This window comes from Lacticaseibacillus paracasei subsp. paracasei, assembly GCF_000829035.1.
Classification (GTDB): Bacteria; Bacillota; Bacilli; order Lactobacillales; family Lactobacillaceae; genus Lacticaseibacillus; species Lacticaseibacillus paracasei.
In genome coordinates this window covers 1,728,446-1,741,658 of sequence record NZ_AP012541.1, presented here as the reverse complement: position 1 = coordinate 1,741,658, position 13,213 = coordinate 1,728,446, and the positions used below count along the sequence as shown (strand labels likewise).

Annotated in this window: 14 protein-coding genes and 1 tRNA gene; 9 read left to right on the top strand and 6 right to left on the bottom strand. The window is 45.5% G+C overall.

All coding sequences use genetic code 11. The features are described from left to right. Nucleotides 1-10 precede the first annotated feature (10 nt). Nucleotides 11-517, bottom strand: a complete 507-nt coding sequence (locus tag LBPC_RS08570; protein WP_003575469.1) for a monooxygenase — start codon at nucleotides 515-517, stop codon at nucleotides 11-13. A 67-nt stretch (nucleotides 518-584) separates the two neighbouring features. On the opposite strand from LBPC_RS08570, the gene LBPC_RS08565 reads away from it, so the two are divergent. From LBPC_RS08565 to LBPC_RS08550, 4 genes are all read left to right on the top strand, one after another. Next, on the top strand, nucleotides 585-1,322 hold the full coding sequence (locus tag LBPC_RS08565; protein WP_003660588.1) for an MBL fold metallo-hydrolase: 738 nt from the start codon (nucleotides 585-587) through the stop codon (nucleotides 1,320-1,322). A 251-nt stretch (nucleotides 1,323-1,573) separates the two neighbouring features. After that, nucleotides 1,574-1,972, top strand: a complete 399-nt coding sequence (spxA, locus tag LBPC_RS08560) for a transcriptional regulator SpxA (RefSeq protein WP_003565949.1) — start codon at nucleotides 1,574-1,576, stop codon at nucleotides 1,970-1,972. Nucleotides 1,973-1,986: 14 nt separating this feature from the next. Beyond that, nucleotides 1,987-2,133, top strand: a complete 147-nt coding sequence (locus LBPC_RS17270) for a hypothetical protein (protein WP_014566562.1) — start codon at nucleotides 1,987-1,989, stop codon at nucleotides 2,131-2,133. A gap of 118 nt (nucleotides 2,134-2,251) precedes the next feature. Beyond that, complete coding sequence (locus tag LBPC_RS08550) at nucleotides 2,252-2,938, top strand: adaptor protein MecA (protein WP_003579619.1); 687 nt, start codon at nucleotides 2,252-2,254, stop codon at nucleotides 2,936-2,938. 66 nt (nucleotides 2,939-3,004) lie between these two features. On the opposite strand, the gene LBPC_RS08545 is transcribed toward LBPC_RS08550, so the two are convergent. The 4 genes from LBPC_RS08545 to LBPC_RS08530 form a co-directional block, all read right to left on the bottom strand. Beyond that, on the bottom strand, nucleotides 3,005-4,819 hold the full coding sequence (locus LBPC_RS08545) for a glycerophosphoryl diester phosphodiesterase membrane domain-containing protein (RefSeq protein WP_003594852.1): 1,815 nt from the start codon (nucleotides 4,817-4,819) through the stop codon (nucleotides 3,005-3,007). Beyond that, a complete protein-coding gene (locus LBPC_RS08540; protein WP_003579616.1) occupies nucleotides 4,816-5,754 on the bottom strand; it encodes a dihydroorotate oxidase in 939 nt (312 codons plus the stop codon). The genes LBPC_RS08545 and LBPC_RS08540 overlap by 4 nt, the downstream gene beginning before the upstream one ends. 329 nt (nucleotides 5,755-6,083) lie before the next feature. Next, the gene (locus LBPC_RS08535; protein WP_003565939.1) at nucleotides 6,084-6,266 is read right to left on the bottom strand and encodes a hypothetical protein; all 183 of its coding nucleotides are present in this window, start codon (nucleotides 6,264-6,266) and stop codon (nucleotides 6,084-6,086) included. A 13-nt stretch (nucleotides 6,267-6,279) separates the two neighbouring features. Then, the gene (locus tag LBPC_RS08530) at nucleotides 6,280-6,666 is read right to left on the bottom strand and encodes a hypothetical protein (RefSeq protein WP_003565937.1); all 387 of its coding nucleotides are present in this window, start codon (nucleotides 6,664-6,666) and stop codon (nucleotides 6,280-6,282) included. A 166-nt stretch (nucleotides 6,667-6,832) separates the two neighbouring features. Here LBPC_RS08530 and LBPC_RS08525 point away from each other — a divergent pair. From LBPC_RS08525 to LBPC_RS08515, 3 genes are all read left to right on the top strand, one after another. Continuing rightward, nucleotides 6,833-6,903: transfer RNA gene (locus tag LBPC_RS08525), tRNA-Gly, on the top strand. A 220-nt stretch (nucleotides 6,904-7,123) separates the two neighbouring features. Beyond that, nucleotides 7,124-8,806, top strand: a complete 1,683-nt coding sequence (argS, locus tag LBPC_RS08520; protein WP_003660592.1) for an arginine--tRNA ligase — start codon at nucleotides 7,124-7,126, stop codon at nucleotides 8,804-8,806. A gap of 170 nt (nucleotides 8,807-8,976) precedes the next feature. Beyond that, nucleotides 8,977-9,432 (top strand): arginine repressor, encoded by a 456-nt coding sequence (locus tag LBPC_RS08515; RefSeq protein ID WP_003565933.1) that lies wholly within the window; start codon nucleotides 8,977-8,979, stop codon nucleotides 9,430-9,432. A 133-nt stretch (nucleotides 9,433-9,565) separates the two neighbouring features. Here LBPC_RS08515 and LBPC_RS08510 read toward each other — a convergent pair whose 3' ends face one another. Then, the gene (locus tag LBPC_RS08510) at nucleotides 9,566-10,399 is read right to left on the bottom strand and encodes an RluA family pseudouridine synthase (RefSeq protein ID WP_003594847.1); all 834 of its coding nucleotides are present in this window, start codon (nucleotides 10,397-10,399) and stop codon (nucleotides 9,566-9,568) included. A 111-nt stretch (nucleotides 10,400-10,510) separates the two neighbouring features. On the opposite strand from LBPC_RS08510, the gene LBPC_RS08505 reads away from it, so the two are divergent. Both LBPC_RS08505 and LBPC_RS08500 read left to right on the top strand, forming a co-directional pair. Further along, complete coding sequence (locus tag LBPC_RS08505; RefSeq protein WP_003565928.1) at nucleotides 10,511-12,553, top strand: PBP1A family penicillin-binding protein; 2,043 nt, start codon at nucleotides 10,511-10,513, stop codon at nucleotides 12,551-12,553. 21 nt (nucleotides 12,554-12,574) lie between these two features. Beyond that, nucleotides 12,575-12,919: a YlbF family regulator gene (locus LBPC_RS08500; protein WP_003594846.1), complete on the top strand. Its 345-nt coding sequence runs from the start codon at nucleotides 12,575-12,577 to the stop codon at nucleotides 12,917-12,919. The last annotated feature ends 294 nt before the right edge of the window (nucleotides 12,920-13,213 follow it).

Below are 13,213 nucleotides of genomic sequence, written 5' to 3'. Positions count from 1 at the left end.
TGTAACTTATTTAGTTTTTCTGATGCGGATCAATCACCGCATAGCCAGCCTGATGGAAGCCGTTTGCGGAGGCCGCGCGACGAATGAACTCCTTGACTGCTGACAAGGCCGGCGTATTCTTAAACTCGTAGTAGTCGTTACTGGATTGCCAACCTGATACGACCACAAAGTCGTCTGGGTGTTTGACTTTCTGGGCGACTAAGACTTGAGTTTGACCAAGAAAAATATCATGCTTATCAATGAGATCCTTAATTTTGGCAAGGAAAACTTTCACGTCATCGCTACTCAAATTAAAGTACATGAAGTGAATATAACCATTGTCGGCGGGCGTACCTAAATCCGCAAGGGTTTCATATTGCAAGGGCGCGGAAAAGTGTGCTTTTCCGCTGGGGTCATAGATCATGTAATCCAAACCCTCTTCAGCTGGTTTCAACAGTTTCAATTGCGGGTCATGACGTTCGTCTAGCAGTTTGACAAGGAACGACTTGCTGCCGAAGACTGTTTGTATTGTGGACATTCTGACCACCTCCAAATCCATTATAAGCTTTTTGAATGGTTTCACATTGAAAGGAAGGAAAAACAAGATGAAATTGACAGTTTTAGGTTATCTTGGCGGCTACCCAGATGCGGGTCACGCGACCAGCACTTACCTTATTGAAAGTGGTGACTATCATTTATTGATGGATTTAGGTAGCGGCGGCTTGCTTTCACTAGAGCAGCAGTTTGATCCATTAAAATTAGATGCAGTTTTATTGACTCACTACCATCATGATCACATCGCGGATGTCGGTGTTTTGCAGTACTATTATCAATTGCGAAAAGGGGACAAAAAGTTGTCACCGTTGCCGATATATGGGCATACAAAAGACCCGTTGAACTTTGCTAGTTTAACGTTTGGCCCTTATACAACGGCTAAAGGCTATACGGCAGACAGCACTTTGCATCTCGGCCCTTTAACGTTAACTTTCCTTGAAACCCAACATCCGGTGCCAGCGTTTGCTGTTCGAATCGTTGAAGACGTCACTGGTAAAACACTTGTCAATACAAGTGATACGCGTTGTTTCCCGGCACTGGCACCGTTTTCTAAAGATGCGGATCTTTTGATGGCAGATACCAATTTTCTAGCAGATCAGCCACAACCGCGTTGGCATCTCACAGCACCAGAAGCGGGAAAACTAGCCAAAGACGCTCAAGTAAAGCGCTTATTATTGACACATTTGCCGCAACAGCTTGATCTTGTCACCTTGAAACAGCAAGCACAGACTGCTGCTGGGGGTATACCAATTCAATTGGCAGAGGATGACTTGACAATCTCAATCTGATACTCTTGATAAGCCTTACTTTAAAATGATAACAAGATGTGTAAATCGAGGTTATTATAACGTGTATTATTTATTGCAAATGAATAAGCATAATTGTTGATAAAATGGACAATAGTCAATATTCGTTAATATGGAATTTCAGCTTTTAAAAAATTATTTTTATAAATGTGATTGCTTAGCGCCGGTCCAATCTCTTATACTATACCTGTAGAGATGAAAAGTACCTCGTCACGAAAAAGGAGCGAGCGCTAATGGTTATTTTATATACATCCCCAAGTTGCACATCTTGTCGGAAGGCGCGCGCCTGGTTGAAGGAAAATAAAATTCCATTCGAGGAACGTAATATTTTTTCTGATCCATTGAACGTAGATGAAATCAAACGGTTACTGAGAATGACCGAAGATGGCACTGAAGAAATTATTTCAACACGTTCGAAAATCTTCCAGGAGCTGGGTATTAATATTGATGACTTGTCAACTGGTACGTTAATTAAGCTGGTTGCCAAGTATCCTGGCTTGCTACGTCGCCCGATTATGATGGACGATAAACGTCTGCAGGTTGGTTATAACGAGGATGAAATTCGGCGTTTCTTGCCGCGTTCTGTCCGAACAATGGAGCTGCAACAAGCACAACTACTTGCAGGTTTTTAAAAAACTAATTATAAATGAGCCAATCATTTGCAAAAACCGTACCTAATTTGGTGCGGTTTTTGCGTATGAAAGGCGCAAACGCGATGTTACTGCAGGTTGATAAAACAAGTGTTACTAGAGTGAAGGTTGAACCAAGTTTGAAGACCGCGCGCTTTACTTGATACTCACGCTAACCTGCGGTAGAATGCCTTGACGTACGAAATCTGCTATAATGTAGTAAGTGGTAATGTGATATTCACAGAAGCCAGGGTTCCGTGACTAAAGTGAGGTGCAGCAATCATGGAAATGGAACGGATTAACGCAAATACGATCCGGGTCATGTTAGGCAACGATGATCTAGCGCAGCGTGGGATCACGGTTTTGGATCTGTTAGGCAATCATAAACAGATTGAGAGCTTCTTCTATAGTATCCTCGATGAGGTCGATAAAGATCATACGTTTGCTACAAATGAGGCCGTGACGTTTCAGGTCATGCCGAGTCAGTCCGGACTCGAATTGCTGATCAGTAAAAGTGGTCAAAAAAACGATGATAGCGCAGCCGATCAGACTGATGACGAAGGTACGGATACCCAAGTGCCTGATTATATTCGTCAGCAACTGCAAGGACTTGATGCCAGTGATCAACAAGATCATCAGGCAGTTGATGAAGGCGGCTATATTGATGCCGACAAAGCACCACAGACTGAGCTTGTTTTGAAATTAAAGGACTTTGAAGATTTTATTAGTTTAGCAGATACATTGCGGCTCGAAGGCGGAAAGAGCGATCTTTATCGTTATAAGAACGCTTATTATCTGGTACTGACCTTTTATCCAAATGAGATTTCGTCTGACGAGGCGCACGATCAAATGGCCGTCGCGATGGAATTTGGCGATCGGTCACCGTTGTCATCAGCGGTGCTGTCTGAGTATGGCAAACGCTTGATGGAAACCAGCGCATTAGAAACAGCTAGGTATTACTTCAAGTAAATGACTAAAAAGACCATCAACGAATAAAAGTTGATGGCCTTTTTTGGTGCCTTTATTTGTAGATAGCTAGTTTTCAGCATCATCAGAAAAGCTCGTCAGATATTGCAAAATCTGATCAGCATAACTTGGATGGTGGTTCATTTGATATAGTGTTGTTTTTAATTCACCCAATTGATCTGTGATAATCCCATCCGCATCCATGAAAGCTACTTTTTCCATATCATCGCTGTCATTGACAGTCCAAGCATAGACTTTTTGATCACGATTATGCGCTTCGTCAATCACCCGCATGGCTAACGTGGTTGTTTCAAGTGTGTAACCACTAGCTGGTGTTTCAGGAAAGACGAGCGTATACGGCAAAATGAAAAAAGTTTTCAACTTTGGCACTTGTTTGCGCATGGTTGTGACAACTTGATAATCGAGCGAATGCAACTGATCATGATCGGCTAGAAGTCGTTGCCCGTATAGTTGAATAAAATGATTCATCATTTGTGGGCTGTCTTCAGGTGTGGTCTTAATTTCGATCAATAACTTTTGATGCAGTCGTTCCGCAGCCGCCAAATACTGGTCAAAACTAGCGACTTTGGCGGTGTGCCCATTCTCGCGAGCTGTCAGTTTGGTCATCTCTGATAAAGTCAGCTGATGTGGTTTGGCATCGACACCGGTTAGATCTTTCAGGTTCTCGTCATGCATGACGACAAATTGATGGTCTTTGGTTTCGTGCAAATCCATCTCAACATAATCCGGTTTTTCTTTAGCGGTGGCTTGTAACGCTGGGATTGTATTTTGGACTCCGTTACCATCATCAACCCCGCGGTGTGAGATAGTTAACGGCTGACTTGCCAGTGCACCAGTCAGATAAGCGTAGTAGAAAAGACTGCTGCCACCGATGACTAACGCAATTAAGCCAACGGCGCCAATTCGGAAAAGAAGATTGCGCCGACGTTTTGGGACTCGGGCAATCAAGTCTTGGTTGGGAATGAGTTGAAATGTCTCTGCCTGCGAGGTTCCCAATTGATAAAGCATAACGGTAAAGAACACTGTTAATAGCAGCATAACCACTTGCAACACACCAAGGTTGATGGTTGCTCCAAGTAAGGCCCAATGTTCCCAGTGACTGTCCAAGTATGACTGAAGTAAATATAGGCCAATGGTCAGCAAAGTGGTCAGAACAGCTACCGGTATGAAGATTAACAAGACTGCTAACAATGTGCGCCAAGTTTGGCCGCGCGTCATCCGCCAAGTTTTGGCAACCGCTTTTCGAGGAGGGGTTTCGCTCAAAATTAAAGCAGGTAATAACGGCAACAAGCGAACGGCGAGCCAGGTACCCATCATGTAAAGCGCTATGACCAGTAGGCCGAGATACCATCGGGCAAAAATAAAATCGACGATGAAATCGGGAATGGTTAATTTGGCCAGCAAGCTTGTTTTGAAAACAACGCTTGAAAATGGAAAGATTAAAACAAAGTAAGCGATTAAGACAGCGATGGTTGTCGGTGTTAGGCGGTGGGTTTTTTTCAAAGTCGCGATTGCTAATTGAAAGAAGCTTAAGCGAGTTTGCCGATGAATGTTTTGAATACCTAGAATCAAGAAGGTGAACTGCCAGTAAACGAATAACAGTAGTAGCAGCCCCAACAAGGTGAGAACTGCAGCAACTCCGGGATCATGAGTCAGAATTTGTCCGAGGTTCGTCAAGGTAATGTAAGGCACGTGACCAATTCGCAACGTTTGCTGAGCAGCAAAATTAAAAAACGGGATCACAGCTAACCCAATAAATAGATTAGTGACGCTGATGAGCATGATATACGCGCCCCAATGCCGGCTAAAGTCGCCAGCGTTGTGTTTAAAGTATGCCCAAACCTTCATTTTTTCGTTCGTCATTGGGTTTTCAATTGTCCTTTAAAGTCGCTAAGGTTGGTATATCCCTTGGTCTGCATGACAGCCTGAAGTTCACGGCTCAGGCGGGTGAATACGGCCGGTCCTTCTTCTTGAAGCAAGGTGCCAACTTGAACCAAACTCGCACCGGCGAGGATGAGATCATAGGCATCACGGCCATTGGTCACACCACCAGTGCCGATAAGCTGAATCTTCGGGTCCAGCCGCTGTGAAAAGGCACGGACATTGGCTAGTGCGATTGGTTTCGCATAGGCGCCGCCAATACCGCCAAAGCCGCCTTTTGGCTTAATTAACGCTGTGTCAGTTTCGGGATCGATCATGAGGCCGTTGCCGAGACTGTTAATAGAATTCACAAATTGCAACGGGAACTGATTTAAGATGGCAGCCATTTGGTCGAATTGCGCGAGGTCAAAATAAGGTGGCAATTTAACGCCTGCTGGTTTGGTAAAGAACGTGAAGAGGTTGGTAAGCACTTCCTTGGTTCGGTCAAAATCGTAACCGGTTTGGGGTTTACCCGGAACATTTGGGCAGCTCAGGTTAAACTCGACCAAGCCATTAAAATCGGAGTCTTCGATAGTGTGTGCCATGGCGAGATTTTCTTCCATTGTCAAGCCGGCAACTGACAGAAAAATCCATTGACCTGGATGCTTTTCCTGAAACTTCAAGGCGTAGTTGAGATAGTAATCGAGGCCCTCATTAGGTAAGCCCATCGAATTGATAGAGCCGAGTTCTAGTCGAGCATAGCGCGGGCTGGGATTGCCGAGGCGTTTTGCTTGGGTAGCACTTTTAGTGACAAAGGTCCCAGCATCACTTTGTGCCAACGCATCTAAGTCTTCCTCGGTGTAGCAGCGTACACCGCTTGCGTTCATGAACACATTATCAAATTGAAAGTCGCCAATACTTGTTTGCAGGTCAGTCATAAGCCCACTCCTTCATTATTTGCTGTTCCTATTTAAGCATAGAAATACAATAGAAACCAGTCAACGCCTCAGAGCGTGAGCTGAGGCGTTTAGAAACCGGCGTGTAAGCGGCCTTGGACGTGATGACCGGGCTTTGGTCATTGCTTCCAAGGTCCTTACACACCAGTTTCTGCGGCAGCGAACGCGTTTTTGAAGCAACAACGTTCAATTTTCATTCTCGATTTGATTGCACGACCATTCCGTGCAATCCCAAACAAAAAACACTCCCATCACTGGCAGTGCTCTTCTTGAAATGATGACTTAAGAATTATCGCTTAAATCAAAGTTGTTTACGTAAACGCGTTGACAATCAGCGCCGCAAGCGCCACTCCGCCGCTCAGCCAAGTCAGTCGCCGCATCGGTTTTGTTTCGCGGTGTCGCAATAGGGCAATCAACCAACTTACTAGGCCGATCAAAGCTAACCCAACGCCAACAAGAAAAATAACTAACAACAACATTCGAAAAGTTTGCATGTTGAATACCTAGTTACAAAGCCAAGTTATCATTTGGCGTCACTAATCCAGCCAGTTTAGCTGCTTTTTGTCGAATATCGGCAGGCGGTGTTTGTGGCAAGGTAAAATGTGTTTCCATTTTGTGCGGATCAAAGTCAGGCGTGACGCTCACCAATGAATAGAAAACATTGCTGGAAACCGTATCCGGAATATCGGAAAGCGTGTAGGCACGAATTTCCGCTTCTTGTTTTGGCAGATGGCTCAGGAAGTCAGCCAAGACCCGATATGAATAATAAACGGTCTCTTCGTATGTTGTCCCGACTGCCTCAGCGTTAGGAATATTTGGAAAACTAATGTGATAACCTGTTTTGGTTTTCTCGTTGCGCGCCACGAAATAATAGTGACGTCCCGTTTTTGCCATCTCGACCACTCCTTCTTTACTAATATTATAGCACGGTGAGAAACATTAACAAGAAAATTGCCGGTACTCATTTTTAAGATTTTTTCTCATCAAATTCATAGAAAAAGTCACCTTTGATGACCTTTGCAAAATGTAGCCCTCGTGATATACTTATATCCGTTGATTTGCGGTCGTAGTTTAGTGGTAAAACTCCAGCTTCCCAAGCTGGTGTCGCGAGTTCGATTCTCGTCGACCGCTGTATAAGGTTCTGTGAGAAAGAGGAAATAAGGTCAGTTGGCGGTTCTTAGTGAGATCGGATAGTGCAAACGATCACGTCGGACCTGATGGCGCGCTTTTGAGAATCAGTGCTTTGAGTGGACATATTGTCAAGCAGAGTGGTACCGCGGGCTAGGGCTCGTCTCTTCGAACAGGAGAGATGGGTCCTTTTTTCGTGGCATCATCATTTTAGGAGGAAGTTATGGATTTTAAAGAACTTGTTGTTAAGGCACTTGAACCAGCACTTGCCGGTCAATTAGACGCGGCTGCGATCAAGTCCTTGATTGAAACACCCAAATCATCAGACTTAGGAGATTATGCTTTTCCAACCTTTTCCTTGGCGAAGATCATGCATCGCGCACCAAAGATGATTGCGAGCGATTTGGTCGGTCAAATTGATGTGACCCCGTTTGAAAAAGTGAAGGCTGTTGGTGGCTATGTTAACTTTTATCTGGATAAAATCAGTTTTGCCCACGATGTGTTGAAAGTGATCGCGCAAGCTGGCGAGCATTATGGTGATGCTAATATCGGCAGCGGGAATGTACCGATCGACATGAGCAGCCCGAACATTGCTAAACCAATGTCCATGGGGCACTTACGCTCAACCGTGATTGGCAATGCCTTAGCCAACATTCTCAGCAAAATCGGGTATACACCGATTAAAATTAATCACCTTGGCGACTGGGGCACACAATTTGGTAAACTGATTGTGGCGTACAAGAAGTGGGGATCCGAGGACGCTGTCAAAGCCGATCCGATCAAAAATCTATTGCATTACTATGTGGAATTTCATGAGAAGGCCGAGGCAAATCCCGAGTTGGGCGATGAGGCCCGTGCTTGGTTTAAGCGGCTGGAAGATGGCGATGAAGAAGCCATTGCGCTTTGGCGCTGGTTCCGCACAGTTTCACTGGCTGAGTTCAATCGAATTTACAAAATTCTCGGTGTTGATTTTGATTCTTACAATGGCGAAGCCTTTTATAATGACAAAATGGCTGATGTGGTGAAGCGGCTTGAAGACAAGCATTTGCTGAAAACTAGTCAAGGTGCCGAAATTGTGGATTTGAGTGCGTATAACTTGAATCCAGCGCTGATCAAGAAGTCAGATGGCGCAACGCTGTATATGACGCGTGATCTCGCTGCTGCGATTTTCCGGAAAGAACATTATCATTTTGTTCAAAGCCTGTACGTTGTTGGTAATGAACAACGCGAACACTTCCAGCAGTTAAAAGCCGTCTTGTTAGAAATGGGTTACGACTGGGCGAATGATATTCACCACATTCCATTTGGGCTGATTACGGCGAATGGCAAGAAGTTGTCAACGCGTAAAGGCAACATTATCTTACTGGAAAATGTTTTGCGCGATGCTGTCGGTCTGGCGAAACAACAAATTGCTGAAAAGCATCCCGATTTACCAAATGCGGATAAAGTTGCGCATGAAGTCGGTGTCGGCGCCGTCATTTTCCATGACTTGAAGAACGAACGCTTAGACAACTTCGACTTCAACTTAGAAGAAGTCGTGCGTTTTGAAGGTGAAACTGGTCCATATGTACAGTACACGAACGCGCGGGCTAATAGCATTTTGCGGAAGGCTGCGATTGACCCGGCGCCTGAAGTGGCTTTAAGTGATCCAGCGGCTTGGGACGTTTTGCGCGCCCTTGGCGATTACCCAAGCATGGTCTTGCGTGCAGCCAAGGAATATGAACCTTCTGTGATTGCTAAGTATGCACTACGCTTGGCAAAAGCTTTCAATAAGTATTATGCCAATGTCAAAGTGCTGGTTGAGGACAGTGAGCTGCCAGCTCGATTGGCGATGGTTAAGGCGACGACACAAGTGCTAACAAATGCGCTGCAACTGTTGGGTGTCGGTGCGCCAGAAGAAATGTAACCTTGCGCGTCAGCAACCGGCAGTGACGATAACGCGCTCGTCAGTCCAGACACCTACGCATAAGGACTTTGGTCACAATGGTCAAAGTACGGCCATCACATCTAAGGCCGCTTACACGCCGATGTCTCTTGGACTGACTCCCGCGCAACAATAATGGTGGAGGCCATGTGATGAATAAAAGTGAACGCCAAGCGGCCTTAACACGAATCATTAATCAAAAGCCAATCGCCACGCAGGAAGAGTTATTGGCAGCATTAAAAGCGGCTGGTATTGATGCGACGCAAGCCACGATTTCGCGCGACATTCGCGAGATGAAGATCGTCAAATCGCAGGACGCAACCGGGACGTTACGTTATACCATTTTTCGCGGCTCTTCAGAGTCCCAGTTAGAACGGTTAGGTCGCTCAATTCGCGAAGTCGGGCTGTCAATTACTCGGGTGCATTTCATGAACGTGATCAAAACGTTACCGAGCAACGGCAATTTATTGGCAGCGATTATTGATGACATCGGTTTTGAGCAAGTTGTCGGCACCATCGCTGGTCATGACACGATTGTCGTGATTAGCCCGGATGAGAAGCAGGCAAAATGGTTTGAAGCGGCTTATCGGCAAGCCTTCAATTCGTAACCATCTGGCAACATCACAAGCAAAAGAGCTGGGCAACAAGGTCAACCTTGTCAAACCCAGCTCTTTTCGTTGTCACACAATTAGTGGCCCGCTGCTTGCCATGGTATGTGCCATTACTTTGGCTCAAAATTGTTCAAAAAGGCAGGGGACTGGTCACCGTCAACGTTGTGTCTGATAGCGGCTTTGTGAAGCGAACCTGAAAGGCGTGCAGATACATGCGCTGATAGGTTGTCTGATCAGGGGCATAAAGCGGATCACCTAGGATTGGATAGCCAATGCTAGCTAAATGTACCCGAATTTGATGGGTGCGGCCGGTTTCGAGTCTGAGCGCAACCGTCGCAGTTGTTGACGTTTCTGCGATCCGGCGAAAATGAGTAATGGCCGATGCCCCGTCCGGTCTAATCATGCGTTTACGCTGATCATCAGGATCATGCCCAATCGGAGCCGTTATGGTGCCACTGGCCGCAATTCCCTGCGGTACTAACGCTATATAATCCCGATGCATGGTTTTAAGAGCCAACTGTCGGTTAATGATGGCTTGCGTTAAAGGGTTCTTCGCGATGACCAATAAACCACTGGTCGCCATATCTAGCCGATGGGTAATTAACGCCGGAAAAGGGGCCAGATAAGCGGCTGCCTGGTTCATTAAGGTACCGGTTTCGCCTGGTAAGTTTGGGTGAGTTTTCATACCAGCCGGCTTATCGACAATGAGTAGATCATCATCTTCATAATGAATTGTGAGGGCCGGCGTTTCCGGAACGTAGGCAAGTGGCGTGGGTTCATCATAAGTCATCGTGATAACATCACTAGGCTGTACTTTTTCATTAAAATTACGATAATGACCATTAACTAAAATTGTTTTGGCAACGCGCAATTGGTGTTGCCGTTTACGTGGTATCAACCATGCTTGAAGTTGATCACGAAGGCTGGTGGGCAGCGTGGCGCGTGCAGAAGTTTGAAACAACAAGTGATTTCCTCAATTCATTTGACCATAAAGTTTGCTTAAAAAGATGTCGATGAAATTTTGGCGGTTGTCGCCTATGCTACAATAAACAAGATTCACATTAGGAGGACGGAAATGCAGTTCTTATCACGAATTTGGCAGGGAACACGGTGGTTTTTCCGCCGGTTTCAGGTGATTCGTTGGCTGATTTTAATTGGTCTGACAGTCATGCTCGGGTTCTCTGCTTGGTTTACTTATAAAGCCAAAACCGCCGATGTTGAAAACATCAAGAGTACCTTACAAACAAAAACCGTCATTTATGACGCTAACAACGAAGAAGCCGGCACACTGTACGGCCAAAAAGGGACCTACGTCGAGTTAAAGGCGATTAGTCCGCAAGTACAAAATGCCGTTATCTCGACGGAAGACCGTACGTTTTATACCAATGGCGGTTTTTCAATCAAAGGGATTCTTCGCTCTGCTTTGAATTATGTCATCCACCATGGCCAAATCATGGGTGGTGGTAGTACGATTACCCAACAATTGGCGAAGAATACCTTGCTGACGCAAAAGCAGACGGTGATGCGCAAGGCCCAAGAACTATTTATGGCCATCCAGTTGAATAAAGTTTACTCCAAACAAGACATTCTTGCGATGTACCTCAATAATGCTTATTTTGGCAATGGGGTCTGGGGGGTTCAAGATGCTGCTAAGCGGTATTTTGGCAAAGATGCCAGCCAGCTTGATGCGAGTGAAGGGGCAATTCTGGCGGGGATGTTACGGAATCCTAGCTACTATAACCCCGCTGATCACATGGACAATGCTTTGTCGCGCCGCAATGTCGTTTTGCAATTGATGGTGGACAATAAGAAGCTCACGCAGGCGCAGGCCAATGCGGCAAAAGCGCAGTCAGTGCAGGTTGTCGATACTTTTTCAACGGCCAACAGTCAAAAATATCCGTCTTATTTTGACTCCGTCATTGAAGAGGCGCGCAGTGAAGGTATTAGTGTCGATGATATTTTGAACAAAGGTTATAAAATTTATACCAATTTGGATCAAACTTATCAACGCAACCTTCAAAACAGCTTTGCTCAAGACTGGGCGTTTCCGGCAAATGCCGCAGATGGTAAGCAGGTTCAAGGGGCTTCCATCGTGCTTGATCCGAAAACAGGCGGTGTCAGGGCGGTCGTTGGTAATCGCGGTGAGCATACCTTCTTAGGGTTTAACTACGCAACACAACTTCGCAATTCGCCGGGTTCCACGATCAAGCCGTTGATGGTTTATACACCAGCACTTGAAAATGGTTATCATTATGATTCTGTCTTGAAGGACGAGAAACTTAGTTACGGTAAAAATAATTATACGCCGACCAATGCAACCGGCACCTATTTAGGTACTGTCCCGATGTATAAAGCGTTAGCCGATTCGATCAACGCGCCGGCTGTTTGGCTGCTTAATAAGATTGGTGTACAAAAAGGGGTCACTAGCTTAGATCGGTTTGGCATCCAACTAAAAGAAAGCGATCAGAATCTTGCTGCTGCACTTGGTGGCCTTAAAAATGGGGTTTCACCGCTGATGATGGCACGGGCCTATGCGGTGTTTGCGAATGGCGGTAAATTGCCAACGACTCACTTCATTCGCAAAATTGTTGATGCGTCAGGTCAAACGGTGGTCGACAACTCACATCCAACGATGCGTCAAATCATATCAAAAAAAGTGGCTCAGGAAATGACGAGCATGATGATCGGAACGTTTAACGAAGGGACCGGTCAAACTGCTAAACCAGCTGGCTACACAATCGCCGGGAAAACTGGCAGTACTGAGGTCCCAAGTAGTTGGGGCTATGGCACTAAGGATCAGTGGGTCATTGGCTATACGCCAGATATTGTAAATGCGACCTGGATTGGCTACCCGACAACTGACAGTCAGCATTTCCTTCAAGGCACCAGCACGTCTGGGGTGGCACCGTTATTTAAACTCGAAATGACGAACCTAATGCCGAATACGCCACAAACCGCGTTTGACACGAAAGATGCCGCACAAATGGCTAGCATCCAAACACCATCCAGTGGCGACAAAACATGGCAAGGAATTCAGGATAGTATCGAGAAAGGCATAGACAGTGCCAAGCAAACTGTGGGACAATGGTATGATAATATCAAGGGCTGGTTTAAATAGGCTCAAAAAGTGAGGTAAAGTATGGCAAATGTTTACGACACCGCTAATCAGATGGCGGCAGATATCAAGACAACACAGGAATTTCAGGATCTCAAGAAGGCGTTTGATCTCTTGAAGCTGGACGCCGTTGCTTACGGTTTGTTCCAACAATTCCAACAAAAGCAATATGAGATGCAGCAAAAGTCAATGCAGGGACAAGATTTCACGGATGATGAAGTTAAGTCATTGCAAGAACTTGGCGACAAGATGCGCGACATCCAGCCGATCCAAAATTTGATGGCAAAAGAACAAGGCCTATCTCAGATGATGGACGAATTGAACAAAATTATTTCCCAACCAATTATTGATGTCTATCAAGGCAAGTAATGACTGGTGATTGAAGGATTTCCGTTGATTGCGGAGATCCTTTTTCTTTGGAAATTCATGCGCATAGAGAAGGCTGAGCGTGTCGCGACAATGTTTGAACTAAACTTGCTGGCAAAAGGCAATTCATAGGTGGTGCATTTTCTTTTGCAGTATCCAACCATTATTTTTAAAAAGGGTTAGGTGCCAGCTCTTACCCGAGCGCTGACTCGTCCTTGGATGTGCCTAACATTTGTATGACAATGAAGCATGGTTTCTCATTCACTCAAGCACCAACCTTCCTTGTACTTTATCATT